General features: G+C 54.0%; 15 protein-coding genes. 8 read left to right on the top strand and 7 right to left on the bottom strand.

The window, feature by feature from the left end; translation table 11 throughout:
- Nucleotides 1-253 precede the first annotated feature (253 nt).
- Entirely contained in the window at nucleotides 254-2,512 is a 2,259-nt protein-coding gene (gene rho / locus G7064_RS07820) for a transcription termination factor Rho (RefSeq protein ID WP_166073152.1), read from the top strand.
- A gap of 156 nt (nucleotides 2,513-2,668) precedes the next feature.
- A complete protein-coding gene (locus G7064_RS07815; RefSeq protein WP_166073151.1) occupies nucleotides 2,669-3,334 on the top strand; it encodes a DsbA family protein in 666 nt (221 codons plus the stop codon).
- 14 nt (nucleotides 3,335-3,348) lie between these two features.
- On the opposite strand, the gene G7064_RS07810 is transcribed toward G7064_RS07815, so the two are convergent.
- The 4 genes from G7064_RS07810 to G7064_RS07800 form a co-directional block, all read right to left on the bottom strand.
- Nucleotides 3,349-3,969, bottom strand: a complete 621-nt coding sequence (locus tag G7064_RS07810) for a hypothetical protein (RefSeq protein ID WP_166073150.1) — start codon at nucleotides 3,967-3,969, stop codon at nucleotides 3,349-3,351.
- 90 nt (nucleotides 3,970-4,059) lie between these two features.
- On the bottom strand, nucleotides 4,060-4,716 hold the full coding sequence (locus G7064_RS07805) for a UbiA family prenyltransferase (protein WP_240935808.1): 657 nt from the start codon (nucleotides 4,714-4,716) through the stop codon (nucleotides 4,060-4,062).
- Complete coding sequence (locus tag G7064_RS22290; protein WP_240935807.1) at nucleotides 4,671-4,946, bottom strand: UbiA family prenyltransferase; 276 nt, start codon at nucleotides 4,944-4,946, stop codon at nucleotides 4,671-4,673. Before G7064_RS22290 ends, G7064_RS07805 begins: the two co-directional genes overlap by 46 nt.
- A gap of 87 nt (nucleotides 4,947-5,033) precedes the next feature.
- Nucleotides 5,034-5,828, bottom strand: a complete 795-nt coding sequence (locus G7064_RS07800; RefSeq protein ID WP_166073149.1) for a class I SAM-dependent methyltransferase — start codon at nucleotides 5,826-5,828, stop codon at nucleotides 5,034-5,036.
- Nucleotides 5,829-6,059: 231 nt separating this feature from the next.
- Between G7064_RS07800 and G7064_RS07795 the strand changes: the two genes are divergently transcribed.
- The 5 genes from G7064_RS07795 (at nucleotide 6,060) to G7064_RS07775 (ending at nucleotide 12,059) form a co-directional block, all read left to right on the top strand.
- On the top strand, nucleotides 6,060-6,713 hold the full coding sequence (locus G7064_RS07795) for a hypothetical protein (RefSeq protein WP_166073148.1): 654 nt from the start codon (nucleotides 6,060-6,062) through the stop codon (nucleotides 6,711-6,713).
- Nucleotides 6,710-7,006: a winged helix-turn-helix domain-containing protein gene (locus G7064_RS07790; protein WP_133271841.1), complete on the top strand. Its 297-nt coding sequence runs from the start codon at nucleotides 6,710-6,712 to the stop codon at nucleotides 7,004-7,006. Before G7064_RS07795 ends, G7064_RS07790 begins: the two co-directional genes overlap by 4 nt.
- Before the next feature lie 79 nt (nucleotides 7,007-7,085).
- Nucleotides 7,086-8,699 carry a DUF4173 domain-containing protein gene (locus G7064_RS07785; protein ID WP_166073147.1) on the top strand — a complete coding sequence of 538 codons (1,614 nt, stop codon included), beginning with the start codon at nucleotides 7,086-7,088 and terminating at the stop codon, nucleotides 8,697-8,699.
- Between the two features lie 38 nt (nucleotides 8,700-8,737).
- Nucleotides 8,738-9,535 (top strand): ferritin-like domain-containing protein, encoded by a 798-nt coding sequence (locus G7064_RS07780; protein WP_166073146.1) that lies wholly within the window; start codon nucleotides 8,738-8,740, stop codon nucleotides 9,533-9,535.
- Nucleotides 9,536-9,695: 160 nt separating this feature from the next.
- Nucleotides 9,696-12,059 (top strand): transglycosylase domain-containing protein, encoded by a 2,364-nt coding sequence (locus G7064_RS07775; RefSeq protein ID WP_240935805.1) that lies wholly within the window; start codon nucleotides 9,696-9,698, stop codon nucleotides 12,057-12,059.
- 48 nt (nucleotides 12,060-12,107) lie between these two features.
- On the opposite strand, the gene G7064_RS07770 is transcribed toward G7064_RS07775, so the two are convergent.
- The 3 genes from G7064_RS07770 to G7064_RS07760 all read right to left on the bottom strand — a co-directional run bounded on the left by G7064_RS07770 (nucleotide 12,108) and on the right by G7064_RS07760 (nucleotide 14,229).
- A complete protein-coding gene (locus G7064_RS07770) occupies nucleotides 12,108-13,028 on the bottom strand; it encodes a TIGR01777 family oxidoreductase (protein WP_166073145.1) in 921 nt (306 codons plus the stop codon).
- A gap of 123 nt (nucleotides 13,029-13,151) precedes the next feature.
- Nucleotides 13,152-13,829 carry a GTP cyclohydrolase I FolE gene (folE, locus tag G7064_RS07765; RefSeq protein WP_166073144.1) on the bottom strand — a complete coding sequence of 226 codons (678 nt, stop codon included), beginning with the start codon at nucleotides 13,827-13,829 and terminating at the stop codon, nucleotides 13,152-13,154.
- Complete coding sequence (locus G7064_RS07760) at nucleotides 13,822-14,229, bottom strand: 6-pyruvoyl trahydropterin synthase family protein (protein WP_166073143.1); 408 nt, start codon at nucleotides 14,227-14,229, stop codon at nucleotides 13,822-13,824. The genes folE and G7064_RS07760 overlap by 8 nt, the downstream gene beginning before the upstream one ends.
- A gap of 312 nt (nucleotides 14,230-14,541) precedes the next feature.
- On the opposite strand from G7064_RS07760, the gene G7064_RS07755 reads away from it, so the two are divergent.
- Complete coding sequence (locus G7064_RS07755; RefSeq protein WP_133271847.1) at nucleotides 14,542-15,252, top strand: DNA repair ATPase; 711 nt, start codon at nucleotides 14,542-14,544, stop codon at nucleotides 15,250-15,252.
- Nucleotides 15,253-15,326: the final 74 nt, after the last annotated feature.

Below are 15,326 nucleotides of genomic sequence, written 5' to 3'. Positions count from 1 at the left end.
TGGCGGTTTACCCGTATTAGTCTAACATTGCGGCAACAAGCCGGCGGCTGATGCCGGGTCCGCAGTAATTTTTGCTCGCGTACGGCCCGCTTTTATTTCCAGCGCCTCCCGAGTACCCCATTTTCCCTACGTATTCTGTGCTTCGCGCCGCGCTGCGGTTGCCCTTTATGCCCCGGTTGGCCTGTGCTGCTCCCTATCCTGTCCTGTCTGGTATCTCCACCCCCTTCTGCCCGTTTTCCTACTAGTTTAGTTTATGTACAATATTGAAGAATTGAAGGACCGTTTGCTTTCCGAGCTAAAAGAAATAGCGGAAGAGCTGAAGGTTGGTAACTTCAAAAAGCTCAGCAAGCAGGATCTGATTTATAAGATTCTCGATCAGCAGGCCATTATTCCCGCCGATCAGCTTCCCCAGAAAATAAAACCCGCCAGCGCCAAGAATGGAGCTGAGCTGCCCTTTTCGGATGTAGCTGAAGCCAATGCCGTACCGGCAGCCGCACCCACGGCCCCCGCTGCGCGCCCGGCCCCAGCACGCGCCCGTGCTCCCCGAACCGCTGCTCCTGCTCCCATTGTGGCCGTTGATGCGGCTTTGGCAGTAGCGCCGGAGTTAGCGTTGGCTGAAGCACCGGCTATCGCAGCCGCAGCCACTCCCGCCGAGGCTACTGTAGCTGTCGATGCTGAGCCAGCGCCGGACGCTGGAGCCGCCCGCCCAGTAAAGTTGTACCAGCGGCCTGAGCGCCGCGTGCGCAATGGTGTGGAGCGCAACCGCACCGAAGAGATAGCACCTACTTCTTCGAATGGTATCGCTAATGGCATCGATACATCAGGTGGTGATGTGCCAGCTTCGCTAACGCCGGAAGGTGCAGTTGAAGCGGCTGCCGCAGCCCACTCCGAAACGGCTCCTGCGCCTGTTTCCTTTGTGCCTAATGCACCACGCGAGCCGCGTACTGATCATCCTACTGCCCCCCGCGAACGGGAATACCGCGATGGCCGTGAGCCCCGCGAACTTAGAGAACAGCGTGAGCCGCGTACAGATGGCCCTCGCGAGCGGGAATACCGTAACGATGCACCGCGTGAGCCCCGTGATTTCCGGGAGCCCCGCGAACCGCGTGACAATAACCGTGAGAATCGGGAGCCACGCCCGTTGCGCGATGTGCCCCGCGATAACCGCGAACCACGTGAACTGCGCGAGCCTCGGGAAAACCGAGAGCCTCGGGAATTGCGCGAGCCCCGCGAACCAAGAGAGAACCGGGAGCCGCGTGAGAATCGGGAGCCACGGGAAGGCCGCGACCAGCAGCGCCGTGATGACCGCTTCGCAGCCCGCGACCAGCAGCGTGCCCCTCGCCCTGCTGATGGTCAGCAGCCAGCCGGCCAACCCCAGCGTCCGCGTAACGACTTTGATATTGTAGTAGATGGTGAAGGCACCTTGGAGCTCATGCCCGATGGTGGCTACGGCTTCCTGCGCTCGCCCTTCTACAACTACCTCGCCTCGCCCGATGATATATATGTGGCACCACAGCAGGTAAAACAGTTTGGCTTAAAAGCCGGCGATACGGTAAAATGCACGATTCGTCCGCCCCGCGAAGGCGAAAAATACTTCGCGCTGGTAGGAGTGGAAAGCATCAACGGCCGCACGGTAGAAGAAGCTCGCGACCGGATTCCGTTCAACAACCTCACGCCGCTCTTTGCTGAGGAGCGCTTGAAGCTGACGACCAAGTCGAGCTTGCTTAGCACTCGTATTCTGGACTTGTTCGCGCCGATCGGTAAAGGCCAGCGCGGTTTGATTGTAGCCCAGCCAAAAACCGGTAAGACGGTTCTGTTGCAGGAAATTGCCAACGCTATTTCCGAAAATCACCCTGAAGTCTACCTCATCATTCTGCTTATCGATGAGCGGCCGGAAGAGGTGACTGACATGGCTCGCTCGGTGAAAGCCGAAGTACTTAGCTCGACTTTCGACGAAACGGCTGACCGCCACGTGAAGATTGCCAGCATTGCCTTGGATAAAGCCAAGCGTCTTGTAGAGTGTGGTCACGATGTCGTAATTCTGCTCGACTCTATTACTCGTTTGGCCCGTGCATATAACACGGTGCAGCCCGCTTCGGGCAAAATCCTGTCGGGTGGTGTCGATGCCAATGCTTTGCACAAGCCCAAGCGCTTCTTCGGCGCAGCCCGCAACGTGGAGAATGGTGGCTCGCTAACCATTATTGCTACGGCCCTGATTGAAACTGGCTCCAAGATGGACGAGGTTATCTTTGAGGAATTCAAAGGTACCGGCAACATGGAATTGCAGCTGGACCGCAAACTGGCCAACAAGCGCATCTTCCCAGCCATCGACGTACCAGCTTCCGGCACTCGCCGCGAAGATTTGCTCATGGGCAAAGAAGAGTTGAGCCGCATCTGGGTGCTCCGTAAGTTCATGTCTGACATGACCGCCGTAGAGGCCATGGAGTTCCTAAAAGACCGCATCAAAGACACCAAGAACAACAACGAGTTCTTGATGTCGATGAACGGCTAGAGTGTTTCTTAAAATAAAAAAAGCCCCCAGCTATAGTATGGGGGCTTTTTTGTGCTTACTGAATGTAGTGTGTTTGTATACCTGTTGGCCGTACTGCAAGTTGACACTCAATAATACCTACTTGCACCGCGCCTGCATAAGACAGTACTTTGAAGCATGGAAAACACGCCCGACCTCCCCGAACTGCTCTACATCTTTGATCCGCTGTGTGGCTGGTGCTACGGTATGACGCCCGTAATACAGCGCGTGCGCACTGAAATGGCAAGCCAGATTCAGGTGTCAGTGCTCAGCGGTGGTATGGTAACCGGCGACCGAGTGGCCCCTTTGCGCGCTAAGTGGAATTACATCAAAAATGCGCTGCAGGATGTAGAGCGGGCAGCAGGAGTGCGTTTTGGTGAGGCGTATCTGCAGTTGGGAGAGGAAGGCAGCGTTATTCAGAATTCTGAGCCGCCCTGCCGCGCCCTCACCGTTTTTCGGCAGCTAAATACCGACCCCAGCCGTGTCGTCGATTTTGCCCACGATATCCAGCGGGCGCATTATTTTAAGGGCCAGGATTTGAATGATCCGGCTATCTATACTGACCTGATAGCGCCCTATGCGATTGAAGTAGCTGAGTTTGAGCGTCGCTTGGCGCTGCCCGAAACGGCTCATGCTACGCGGCAGGAATTTGCGGCGGTGGAACGTATTGGAGTCCAAGGGTTTCCGACAACAATCTTGCGTGTCGGTCAGCAGGGTTATGTGCTGGCGCGGGGTTTTCAGCCGTATGAAGCGTTTAGCAAAGCCGTACGGCAAGCGTTGCAGCAAGCCACGGAAGAGCAGTAAAATCCTGGAGGAACTCAGCCACCGAAGCCACCGATTCGCACTACCTGCTGTTTTAGCGGCGACCAAGCTATGCGGCGGCCATCCTCTTTGCCAACCAAATACTGAAAACCGATAGAATCGGGGCGGCGGCGGAGGTCGTCCCAAGTCGTGCGGTCGATAGTGCCCGCTTGGTAAATGTCTTTGGTCGTAACGGCTGGCGTGCGAAAGTTTTTATCGGTAAAAAACTCGTCCATGCGGCGCCGTACAAAAGCTTCGCGCTCGGCCTGCGTAGCGGTGTTGTTTTTCATTTCATACACCATAGATGCCTCCAGATCGGCAGCAGATACTACTTCGCGAAAAATCGTTTCGCCACTGGAGTTGGTAATGGTGAAAGTGGCTTCGCCCGCCAGCAGAGAAGGACCGCGTAGTACGAGGCGAAACGTATCATCGGTAGAAGGGGAAGAAAAGCGGTGCCGCCGCTGTACCGTTTTCAATGTATCCGATTGGGCATTGACGGCTGGCGCGCGAGTTGTATCCATAGGCTCGGCCGGGGCAGTAGCACTCGCCGTATCCGATGACTCTATTCGCGTTGGATCGGGTCTGGAACAAGCTCCGAAGACCGACAGCAGTAAAGCGGAGAAGAGAACGTGACGCATATGGGAAGGCAATTTGGAGGCTCTTCCCATACGTAGCCAGTTGCAATACTGTTCCGGGGGGCTTTTTTAAGCAGATTTCTGCGGGTTTGGCTACTGCGTTACCCAATGCCTCAGCACCAGCATCAACACGAAAGCCGCACTCAAACACAGCGACGAAACCTGGTTCATACGCATCGTGCGCTCAAAGCTGGCCGCCGCCACATCCGACCACGCCAGAAAAGCCCAACGGCTAAACAAAGCCACTACTGGACCGGTAGCTATCAGGAAGATAAGTAGGTTGCGAAGCTCGCCGCGCTGCCAATACGTAAAGCCCAGCAATGCGGCGCCGAACAGCAAGCCCACCGCCGCAAACACAAACGTGCCCCGAATACCCAGCACGAGGCTCAAGGTTTGGTCGCCGCGCTGCCGGTCTTCTTGGTGCTGATACACCTGCGTGAGTGGATAGGAACCGCACAAAAACAGCGTACTCACCAAGGCCAGTAGCAAGTTATCGGTAGCTAAAATCTCTTCAAAATTGCCCCCCACGCCCACTTGGGTCATCAGAAATGTGAAGGCACCTTGGAATACCACCACCACTAGCGTACTCACAAATGGATACTTCTTCAGCCGAATACCTTCGTAGCTGTAAGCTTTAGAAATGAGTAAGTAAATGGCTATCAGCCCCGCAAACAACGGACTGAGTAGCCAGGCGCATACCACGGCTAGCACATCGAACAGCCACACCAAATGAAGCAATTCCTCCGACACTTTGGGGGCTTTTTGAGGCCGCCGATGCTGCCTTCGTCGCGGTCGTAATAGGAGTTGTAGCCGTTGGAGGCCGGGTAAGCCAGCACGTGCAGCACCACAAACACGCCCACTGCGCGCCACGGACTATACGGCTGCCGCAAGGCGCTCAGCCCAAACCAGAATACCGGCATTAGGTACACGGAAAAGGGGATGCGCAGCAGCGGCACAGCACGGCGGTAAGCGAGGAGCATAAAAAGTCTGGGTAGCAATTACCTGATAAGGTAGAAAGGTAAGTGAAGATGCATTCCACTCGACAGGATGAAATCTGTTTTCTGGGTTTACGCCTTTTTCGGCCAGCCAACCAAATACGTCACCTGTGAGCCAGACCAATGTTTCACCTTGCCAGTCTGCCACTCGAATTTGCCCCTCGAGTCAGCGCGATGAGCCAATTGTAATAGCTCATCGGTTGGGTACATGCGCAGGATAGATACGGTCCCATCCCAGATGGTGCACAGCGGAATTAGGGGAATAATGAAAGTGAAAAACAGACGACTCAGCCGAAATGGCGGCATAAATGGTGTAGCAAGCACCTGCATGATGGGCAAAATCGTCCAAGCCAGCAGGATTTCGTGCCAGTGTTTGCCGGCGCCCTCAAATACTCCAATGCCAGCACCTTGCCGCACAGCGTCTGCAAGAATAGCCTCGGCCGCTGCGGGCGTAAAGTGATGGAAGGCGGAGAACATGGTCCGAAAGCCGGTGAGGTGGGCGGGCACCGCCGTAGCATCCACGGGCGCTATTTCGTAGCCAATTTGCCCCCCAGAGCTTTCCTGAATGCCTTGCCAAGCGCTGGGCTGCGGGTATAAATCGGTGAGGGTAACGCGCAGGTCGGCCAAGCCGGGCAGCTGACGTAGTGCCCGCGCCACGCCGTCGGTGCCGCCGCCCGCGCCCGCGCCGAGTTCGAGTAAGTGAAGTTGGCCGGTCTTCATCAGCGCCTCCTGTAGTACCGGCACCAGCGGCTGATAAATGCCTAAGCGGCTGGTCATGAAGCGCAAATAGTCCATCATGCCCGCCCGAATGATACTTGGGAACCAAGGCTGGTCTTCAAACTCGAATAAGTGTAGACGGAGCTTCAAGTAATGATTGCGTTAGAGTATTTATTAGTTCGTAGCTGCGGTAGCATTGAGATACTGTAACGGATTTGCTGAACCTAAGGGAGTTGTTTTGGCCTCATTCCAATGTAATTTGCGGTGTCGCGTCTCTACAGGTTCCGAAATTATATTGGTCACAAAGTAGAATCATCCGCTTCCTTAGTTGCGAATCAGGGTAATCTTTGCAACTTTGCAAAACAAAGTACTTTTGTCGATATGAATTCAGCCGTCGATCCGCTCGCCCAGCTTACTGAGATTCGCGCCATCATGGAGCGCTCGTCGCGTTTTTTGTCGCTGAGCGGCCTGTCGGGAATTGCGGCGGGCGTGGTGGCGCTGGCGGGCGTGGGTGTCGGCTACTGGTATCTGGGCCAGGAGTACGGCAGTACCCAGGAATTTGTGCGCGTGATGCAGGCCTCGGAGCAGGAGCGGCTGCGGGCACTGCCGTTTCTGCTGGGGTTAGCGGGGGGCATTATTTTGTTGGCGCTGCTGGTGGCTTTCTATTTTACTCGCCGCCGCGCCCAACAAGCCAACGCGCAACTGTGGAGCGCTATTGGACGGCGACTAGCGCTGAGCTTGGCCATTCCGCTGGTGGCCGGGGGGCTTTTTTGCCTGGCTATTTACCTGCAAGGAGCAGCCGGACTGGTAGTGCCGGGTATGTTGCTGTTTTATGGCCTAGCTTTGCTGAATGCCAGTAAGTACACCTTGGAGGAAATCCGGTGGCTGGGCCTCACCGAAATTGCGCTGGGGCTGGTAGCAGTATTATTTCCCGGCTACGGGCTGATTTTTTTCGCACTGGGCTTTGGCCTGAGCCATATCATTTACGGCCTGATCATGTACAACCGTTACGAACGGACCGCCCGCGCCCTGTGAAGCACAATATTCACATTCTCAACAAAGCCTTCGACCATCGCGTGCGCCTGGGGGTGATGGCTGTGCTATTGGGTCAAAGCGACCCCGTGAGCTTCAATGAGCTAAAAGAAGCCCTCGACCTGACCGATGGCAATCTGGCCAGCCACGTAGCCGCCCTCGAAAAAGCAGGCTATGTGGAGGTGAGCAAGCAGTTTGTGGGTAAAAAGCCCAATACCACTTACATGCCTTCAAAGGAGGGCAAACAAGCCTTTCAAGAGCATTTGAACGCTTTAGAAAAATTGCTACGAGGGTAAGCGCTCTTTTTTTGTCTATTAACTTTGAAATGCAAAGTTCTTTTAAAATGCCAAACATACTTTAGCTGCCTTATTCGCTATGGAAATCTCCACCAATTTCCCCCCCGCCGGTTCCACATCGGCGGCGGCACCTCGTCTGACCCTTTCCACTTTGCAAAAGGTGGCAATACCCATCGGGGCAATCTGGTTCTACATATTATTCTGGGAAGAGCGGCCGGCCCTGAATGTGCTCCTGTATACTTTGTTTGTGCTAATCGTGGGGCTGGTAGAGTTGCCGCGCTACGCTCCGCAATGGCGTTCTAATGGGTTTCGGCTGACGCTGGCCGGCACAATACTTAGCGCCGCCATGATGGCCTGGTACGGCTCAGGGGCAGCGCTATTAGCCTGGCTGGCCTCCTCGGCCATGTGGCTCGGCTACCGCAATCAGCCCCACCTGAAGCTGGTTGTTTATGCGCTACTAACAGCCATTAGCAGCGCTATCCGCACAGTGCCAAGGCTGGCGCAACTGCTCGTTCTGCCGCGCAGCCTAGACGGACGCGTAGAACGGGCCTGGTTCTACGGTCGACTGCTCATACTGCCGTTCGTAGCGCTTTTAGTATTTCACATCCTGTTTGCCGTCGCTAACCCTGTGTACAGTGCGCTCACGGAGCGAGTGCTGACTACAATAGGGGAGTGGGTGGAGGCCTTTTTCGAGATTTTCTCCATACCACACTTCCTGTTTTTCCTGTTTGGCTTGGCCCTGACTGGGGCGGCGCTCGTGAGTGTGCCAGTACATTACTTCGCCGACAAGGAATCACGCTTCGGTGAGTTCATCCTGCGGCAACGCGACCGGGTGGCTTCCTTCGCCGTGCGCCGGCCCGACTTTCAAGCCAAACGCTTCCGAGCGCTCGATTTGCGCAAGGAATACCTCGTGGCCCTCAGCATGTTTGGCTTGGTGAACGTGTTGCTGCTCGTGGTCAATGGCATCGATATCAACTGGATATGGTTTGGCTTCAAGCCCGCCCCTGATTTTGACCTTACGCAGTTTGTACACGAAGGCACCTATGTGCTCATTCTGAGCATTCTCGTGGCAATGGGTATCGTGCTGTGGTTTTTCCGCCGCAACCTGAATTTCTACGAGCGGGGGTTGCCGCTGCTGCGCTGGATGGCGACGGTGTGGGTGCTGCAAAATGCGGTATTGGCCGTCTCGGTGGGGCTGCGCAACTACTATTACATTCTCTACACGGGGCTTGCTTACAAGCGAATCGGGGTGTATTTCTTCCTGCTGCTCACCTTCTTCGGGCTGGCTACCGTGCTGCTCAAAATCTGGCAGCGCCGCTCGGCTTACTCGCTGGTGCGTCTGAATGCACTGGCGGCTTATGTGCTCATGGTGGGGCTGGCCTGCGGCAACTGGGAAATCTGGATTGCGCGCTACAATCTGCGCCCCGAACTGCATGAACTCGACTACGGCTTTCTGCTCAACATGCCCGACCGGGTGCTGCCTGTTCTCGCCGCCCACCCCGAGGTGTTCACCCAGCGCCACCTTGTGCATAAAACCTACGGCAGCTGGATAAAGATGGAACCCGCTACCGCAGCGCAGCGGCTCCAGTGGCGCCTAACCCAATTTGAAGAAAGGCAGCAAGCGCGCAATTGGCCCAGCTACACCTACGCCGACTGGCAAGCCTATCAGCAACTAGCAGGCAAAAAGCTATAAATCAGAAGTCTCAGCTCATTTCATCTCATCCTATCTTCATGACTTTCTCCGATTGGGCCAATTACTTCAGCGCCAACCAAAATCACCTCGATAACCTAAGTTGGGACGATACCTACCGCCTTACCGAACGCGAATTGCGCGCTATTCGCTACTCGTTGCCGCAGTTTCAGCAGGGGGAGCATTCGGAAGGCAAACATCTGTACCAGAAAGCCAAAGACCTCGGCGACCCTGATTATGTAGCGGCTATCCGGCTGTTTATCAGGGAAGAGCAGGGTCATGCGCGGGTGCTGGGGCAGTATATGGCCATTCATCAGCTGTCGCGCCTGTGCAAGTCGAGCGGGTTGGATAAAGTGTTTCGCTGGCTGCGGCAATGGGCCTCCTTAGAGCACACGCTACGGGTACTGCTGACGGCCGAAATTATTGCCGCCGTGTATTATCAGGCCCTTTATCAAGCTACTTATTCTGGCTTACTACAGCAAATTTGTCGGCGCATTCTTCGCGATGAGGAGATGCACCTAAACTTCCAGTGCTTTACGCTAACACAGATTACGCGCGGCCAAAGCGCGCTGCGGCGCTGGGCAACCCGACAGGCCTACCGTACGCTGATGGCCGGCACTACGCTCGTCGTATGGGTTACCTATCACCGCACCCTGCGAGCGGGAGGTTTTGGGCTGCTGGCTTTTGCCGATGCAGTGAGCGTAGAGTTTGGAAGGGTAGAGGAGATGCTGGCCGCGCCGGGGGGCATTTCTGTGCGCGAGCAGACAGTAGAATCACCTGTTTCGGCTAAGCCAAGCCCAACTTTTCAGCCAACCAGTGTGGAGCTTCAGCCACTGTAAGTGAGAAGCAATGTGAAAATTAATTGAACCAGACCACGTATCCATGTGGTTTCATCGGGAAGTCTGGCTACAGGGCCGCGCCTAGTTGGTATATTTGCGTATCCGTCGTCGGTGCCTTCTGCTAGGAGTGGCTCCCCGGCCGCCACGTGTTTTGTTCTGCATGTCCGCTTCCGAATCGCCAAATTCAGTAAAAAAGCCGCGTCGACGCTGGCCTAATATCCTGTCGCGCATGGCGTGGGGGGCTTTTATTGTAGGCTTGGGCATCTTTCTGCTCTATCCTATTCTGGTCAGCACTAACTTCATGTTTCTCTTTGGCAAGTCGCCGGGGCTGGAGGAGTTGGAGAACCCGAAAGTGGAAAAAGCCTCCGAGCTATATACTTCTGATGGCGTACTGATCGGAACCTATTTCCGCGAAAACCGCTCGCCAATCCCATTCAGTAAGATTTCGCCGGTGTTGGTGAAGGCCCTGATTGCCACCGAGGATGCTCGTTTCTACGACCATGCCGGCATCGATCCGCAAGCTATGGCCGGCGCGGTGTGGGCCGTGGTGCGCGGCGAAAAGCGCGGCGGCAGTACCATTACGCAACAGTTGGCCAAAAACCTGTACAAAACCCGTCGGGGCGAAACCGGTGGCGCGCTAGGTTATATCCCAGTTGTAAGTACGCTGATCAGCAAAACCAAAGAGTGGCTGACGGCCGTAGAGCTGGAGCGGCGCTATACAAAAGAGGAAATTCTGCGCATGTACTTCAATACGGTGGAGTACGGCTCGCAGGCCTTCGGTATTAAAGTAGCTGCCAAAACCTTCTTCAGCACCTCGCCCGACAGCCTGAAGCCCGAAGAAGCCGCCATGCTCGTGGGCGTGCTGAATAACCCAACTGCCTACAACCCACGTTTTCACCCCGAAGCTGCGCTCAAGCGCCGCAACTTAGTGCTGACCCGTATGGGTCAGGCAGGGCATTTGACCGCGAAACAGGTTGATTCTCTGCAAAAAAGCCCCCTAGCCTTACGCTATCAGGTTGATAAGCACTTTGATGGCCCTGAAGCCTACTTCCGCGGTGCGGTAAGCCAGACGGTAAATGAGTGGTGCGAGAAAAACGGCTACGACATGTACCGCGATGGCCTGAAAATCTACACTACGATTGATTCGCGCATGCAAGCTCACGCCGAGGAGTCGGTGTTGCAACGCATGAAAATATTACAGCGGCAGTTCGATAATTTCTGGCGTAATCGGGGCGGTAATCCGTGGGTAGATGATCAGGGAAAGGAGATTCCTGATTTCATCGAAACCCAAATGAAGCGCACGGATCAGTATAAGCGACTGGCTGAGCGCTACAAAGGCCAGCCAGCCCGCTTAGATTCAGCCTTGAACGCGAAGCGTCCAATGAAGGTGTTTACCTGGAAAGGCGACGGCGACACGACACTCGTCATGTCGCCTCTCGATTCGCTGGCCTACTACAAGAAGTTCCTGCACGCGGGCATGATGACGATGGACCCATTCACGGGTCATATCAAAGCCTGGGTTGGTGGTCTAAACTACCACTTTTTTCAGTACGACCACGTTAAGCAAGGCCGTCGTCAGCCGGGCTCTACTTTCAAGCCCTTCGTGTATCTAACGGCTCTTGACAACGGCTACACGCCTTGCGACCGTATCCGCGACGAGCGCGTGACCATCCGTTACGTGGAAAACGGCAAGAACATGGAGTGGAAGCCCAACAACGTGACCCGTGAGTACTCCGGCTCCAACATGACTCTGCGCCATGCCATGGCTCGCTCCATTAACTCAGTGACGGCGCAGCTTACGGAGTTGGTAGGGTGGGAGAATGTGGCTAAATATGCCCACAAAGTTGGTATCCGCAGTAAGCTGCTCGATGTGCCTAGCATTGGCTTGGGCTCGGGGGGCGATGTAAGCGTGTACGAAATGGTAAATGCGTACAGCACCTTCGTCAACAACGGCTTCCGCACCGAACCCCTGCTCGTTACCCGTATCGAGGACCGCAACGGCAACGTTATTAAGCAGTTCGACCCTAAGCAAAAGCGCGTTATCCCGGCCGAAACGGCGTGGCTCATGCTTTACATGCTGAAAGGCGGCATGGAGGAGCCAGGTGGTACTTCGCAAGCCTTGTGGGAGTACGACCTGTGGAAGAAAGGCAACGAGATAGGGGGCAAAACCGGCACGACCTCCAACTATTCTGATGGCTGGTACATGGGTGTAACCAAAGACCTAGTGAGCGGTGTGTGGGTAGGCGGCGAAGACCGCAGTATTCACTTCTACCGTTCTCAGCAAGGAGAAGGCAGCCGAATGGCTTTGCCCGTGTATGGCACCTATATGGAGAAGCTTTATAGGGACAAGGACTTAGATATAGAATACGGCCGCTTCCCTTCGCCCACAGTCAAAATATCGAAGAAGTATAACTGCGTAACGCCCGCGCCGCGCCGCATCGTGGAGCCCATTGACTCCTTGGTAACGGACAACCTGCTGGAGAAACTGAACGCTGGCACCATCGCCATACCAGACAGTTTGTAACTCAGGGCAGCGCAATATTAACGGAGGAATAGAAGCTTTATTAAGCGCTTATTCCTCCGTTGCGTAAAATGACTCCAAGGCCCCCTTCAAATTGGGATATTCAAACGTAAACCCTTGTTTTAAAACCTTCTCGGCGCTTACCCGCTGTGAAGCAAGAACGATTTCGCTCATTTCGCCCATCATTAGGTTCAGCGCAAAGGCCGGTACTTTAGGGAGTACCAATGGGCGATGCATTACATCGGCCAGGGTTTCAGTAAAGGTTTGATTAGTAACCGGGTTAGGCGATACAGCATTATACGTGCCCTGCCACTGCGGCTCATCTAGCATTTGAATGAGTAGCCGGCATAAGTCGTCGAGGTGAATCCAAGACATGAATTGCTTGCCCGAGCCTAAGGCGGCGCCTGCCATAAGCTTCACGGGCCGTGCCATTTGGGGCAATGCACCACCTTGCGTACTCAGCACTATACCGATACGCACAACAATGGTCCGAATGCCGAGCGCTGCCACTTCATGAGCTGCTTGTTCCCACTTTCGCGATACATCAGCCAAAAAATCATCGGAAGGAGTATTGGGGGGCGTTTCTTCGTTTACAAGCTTATCGCCGCTGTCGCCATAAATACCAATTGCCGACGCCGACAAGAATGCTCGGACATGGTGTTCTCCTTTAGCTAATTCCTTCGCTAGCAGCCTAGTGCCATCTAATCGACTTTCCAGAATCTCGCGCTTTCGCTCGTCCGTCCACTTTCCATCCGACACACTCGACCCGGCCAAGTTAATAATATAGTCGGCGTAGCGAATGGCGGCCGGATCTAGCGTTTCGTGGCGCGGATCCCAGCGGAAAGTGTGGTAGTGGCTAGCGCCGGCTTGGCGGCTAAGCAGGGCCACTTCATAGCCCGCATCAATGAGAAGTTCGGCGAGACGTGTGCCAATTAGGCCCGTACCGCCGGTGATGAGAACTTTTTGAGACATACAAATGAGTGTTGCCTATTGCAGTCTGGCACTTACGTGTTTAGTCAGCAAAGGGTGTTGGGCAGATGACGTGGTGAATGGGGATGCAAGCTAATAGGCCGCCGACAACTCACAACCAGAATTTTACTTCCCAATCAAACGCAGAAATTCAGTACGGAGGGCTTGGTCGCGGTCGAAAGCCCCGCCATACTCGGCCGTAAGCGTGCTGCTGCTGGTGTCATTCACGCCCCGGCTCATCACGCACAAATGATCAGCCTCTATTAACACGGCCACATCGTTAGTATGGAGGGTGTTTTTTAGCTCCTCGGCAATTTGTCGCGTCAAGCGCTCCTGCACCTGCGGGCGACGAGCATAATATTGCACCACCCGATTCAACTTAGAGAGGCCAACCACATGCTCGCCGGGCAGATAAGCCACATGCGCTTTTCCAATGATAGGCACAAAATGGTGCTCGCAGCAGGAAAAAAGAGTGATATCGCGCTCTACCAACATCTGATGGTATTGGTAGCGGTTGTCAAAAAGTTTTACATCGGGCTGATAAGCAGGGTTGAGGCCGCGAAACCACTCATGCACATACATTTTGGCTACTCGGCGAGGAGTCCCCTTCAAGCTGTCGTCGTTCAGATCCAGACCCAGCAACGTCATTATTTCGCGAAAGTGGTCGGCAATGCTGGCTATTTTCTCTTCTTCGCTTAGCGTAAAGGCATCGGGGCGCAGAGGTGTGCGCAGATCAGCCGGCAAGTGGGCATCGTTTGGGACGGGGAGGTCCGTTGCAGCAACTGCGGGCACGGCGTTATCCATGATATTCAACAAAGTTGCGTTCGGTCTCATATAAGGTGACCGATAAAATTAAATGGGGCTCAATATGAGACCGTAGCTTTTGCCAAATCACTACGGCGATATTCTCGGCCGTGGGGTTAAGGTGGCGAAATTCTTCCGTATCCAAATTGAGGTTACGATGATCAAAGGTATCCAGAATCTCGCGCTTAATCAGGTCGCTCAGACGCTTGAGATCATACACGTAACCGGTTTCCGGGTCGATTGCACCCGTAAGGCGTACGATCAGCTCGTAATTGTGACCGTGGTAGTTGGGGTTGTTACACTTGTCGAATACTTGCTGATTGCGTGCCTCATCCCAGGCCGGATTGAAGAGCCGATGGGCAGCGTTAAAATGTTCCTTGCGACAGACGGTGACTTGCATAGTGCTTGCTGAACCACAGGTATAGCGTTTTGTTCAGTTCACTTCGGTAGTGGCTATTTATTGTACGACTAAAAGGACTTTAGCGGCTACTGAAATACCTAACTCCGCTTTAGACCTCAGCCCAAAGACTCATTATAGTAGTTAAACCATATAGGTTATGACTTAATAAACAAAAGCGCGTGTTCTTGAAAAAAAACAACTCAAAGGGTATGCGGTAAAGGGTAGTCTGGTATAGATTTGGCGTAGTGAGATTTGAGATAGCAACACAATCTTTCTACTAATAACTTTTTCTTCAACCCTTTTCATTCATATATGAAACAAGGTGTACTACTTACTCTGCTCCTGAGCTTCATGCTAACGGTGACTGGCTATGCCCAGAAGTCACCCGTTGATGAAACGGATATGTCGATCAAAGGCATCCCCCGCAAAGGGCAACGCATTTCTTTGCAGCTTGAAAGCAAGCGCGTAGAAGAATCATGGGCTAAGCGGCTGAATGAGAGATTCGGTAGCAAAGTAAAGAACGACAAAGGCGTGTACTCTATGGAGGGTGTCACGATCGACGAGATATCGAAAACGCCGGTTCGGGTTTTCAGCAAAATTGATGCTACGCCTACGGGCACTACCATCTGGTGGGCTATTGACTTAGGCAACGCTTACCTCGACAGAGCCACTACTCCTGTGCAGTGGAGCGCCGCGGAAAAGTACCTAAAAGACTTTGCTCGCCTACTTTATCGGGAAGACTTGGCAGTACAGGTTGCTGAAGCTGAAAAGTCTCTGGTTATTTCACAAAATAATCATAATGCTGTTATTGCGAAAGCCGACTTGGTAAGAAAGGATATCGAGAAAAATAAGGCTCGCAAAATGGAGATTCAGCAGGAACTCGCCAAGAACGCCGCTGAGCTTCTTCAGTACAACAACGTGGTGGATATGAACCTGAAAGAGCAGGAAGCTGCCCGCGCCGATATTGTAAACATGCGCGTAGCCTTGGAGGCTGTAAAGGATCGCATGAACAAAATTGAGTAGTCAGTACTTCGTATAGAAAAAGCCCCCAGAGTTCATTTGGGGGGCTTTCTTGTTTTCTATCGATTCCTAAACGT

Origin of the sequence: Hymenobacter sp. HDW8, assembly GCF_011305775.1 — a bacterium.
Taxonomy (GTDB): domain Bacteria; phylum Bacteroidota; class Bacteroidia; order Cytophagales; family Hymenobacteraceae; genus Hymenobacter; species Hymenobacter radiodurans.
This window is presented reverse-complemented; position numbering and strand designations above follow the sequence as displayed.

Bases quoted from the DNA above. Each gene is read 5' to 3' on its own strand.
- rho (WP_166073152.1), top strand. From the start codon at position 254: ATGTACAATATTGAAGAATTGAAGGACCGTTTGCTTTCCGAGCTAAAA.
- G7064_RS07815 (WP_166073151.1), top strand. From the start codon at position 2,669: ATGGAAAACACGCCCGACCTCCCCGAACTGCTCTACATCTTTGATCCG.
- G7064_RS07810 (WP_166073150.1), bottom strand. From the start codon at position 3,969: ATGCGTCACGTTCTCTTCTCCGCTTTACTGCTGTCGGTCTTCGGAGCT.
- G7064_RS22290 (WP_240935807.1), bottom strand. From the start codon at position 4,946: ATGCTCCTCGCTTACCGCCGTGCTGTGCCGCTGCTGCGCATCCCCTTT.
- G7064_RS07795 (WP_166073148.1), top strand. From the start codon at position 6,060: ATGAATTCAGCCGTCGATCCGCTCGCCCAGCTTACTGAGATTCGCGCC.
- G7064_RS07785 (WP_166073147.1), top strand. From the start codon at position 7,086: ATGGAAATCTCCACCAATTTCCCCCCCGCCGGTTCCACATCGGCGGCG.
- G7064_RS07780 (WP_166073146.1), top strand. From the start codon at position 8,738: ATGACTTTCTCCGATTGGGCCAATTACTTCAGCGCCAACCAAAATCAC.
- G7064_RS07775 (WP_240935805.1), top strand. From the start codon at position 9,696: ATGTCCGCTTCCGAATCGCCAAATTCAGTAAAAAAGCCGCGTCGACGC.
- G7064_RS07770 (WP_166073145.1), bottom strand. From the start codon at position 13,028: ATGTCTCAAAAAGTTCTCATCACCGGCGGTACGGGCCTAATTGGCACA.
- folE (WP_166073144.1), bottom strand. From the start codon at position 13,829: ATGGATAACGCCGTGCCCGCAGTTGCTGCAACGGACCTCCCCGTCCCA.
- G7064_RS07760 (WP_166073143.1), bottom strand. From the start codon at position 14,229: ATGCAAGTCACCGTCTGTCGCAAGGAACATTTTAACGCTGCCCATCGG.
- G7064_RS07755 (WP_133271847.1), top strand. From the start codon at position 14,542: ATGAAACAAGGTGTACTACTTACTCTGCTCCTGAGCTTCATGCTAACG.